The organism is Bartonella acomydis (assembly GCF_039543025.1).
Classification (GTDB): domain Bacteria; phylum Pseudomonadota; class Alphaproteobacteria; order Rhizobiales; family Rhizobiaceae; genus Bartonella; species Bartonella acomydis.
In genome coordinates, this window is sequence record NZ_BAABIY010000048.1 from 1 (window position 1) to 664 (window position 664).

The 664-nt window shown below is 48.6% G+C and carries 1 protein-coding gene; it reads right to left on the reverse strand.

Annotated features, from left to right (window positions below):
- On the reverse strand, positions 1-664 hold a 664-nt coding region (locus ABD909_RS06935), incomplete at both ends, for a VENN motif pre-toxin domain-containing protein (RefSeq protein ID WP_425547957.1).

Genomic DNA, 664 nt, shown 5'->3' on the forward strand with positions numbered 1-664 from the left:
TTTTTCGGTAAGCTTGCCAACAAGCTTTGCACCTCCTTTGGCTATTCCAGCACCTCCAGCAAACAGGGATGCGACTTCAGTCAATAATTTTCCGAGTTCAACACCAGCTTTAAAGGATCCACCGGCACCGGCTCGCTCATATTCCTCCGTCATTTTATTAATGCGATCTACATAAGACTGCCCGAGTGTCGCCAAAATCTCACCACTCGTCACTAACTCTTTAAGCGCTTTCCACGTCTCTATAGGATGAAGGCCCATTTGCAAAAAACCTTGAGCCGTATCCAATAATTCAGCCGGTACACCAGCTACCATACCAGCCAAAAGGCTTAAATTTTGCCCTGTACTAATCGCAGACCATTTTGCAGACACTTCTGCTTGACATAAAAGGTCAGGACACCCCTTTAATTCTTTCTTCATCTGAGCTATTTGCGCACTGCTGAGGTAGTTATTTTCCGCGGCATTACCTGCGGCATCAGCGCCGGTATTGACATCCCCACCAGCAAGGGCGGCAGCAAAGCCCCCCGCGATGCGCGCGATATCAATGGTCTGCTCTCTAAAGTCAGCAAATTGTGCATCAATCTTGGCAGTGATGCGGGCTTGTTCTTCCGGCGTTGGGGTGCGACCATCTAATGCCCCCATTTCCTCTTTCACAATGTTTTGCATC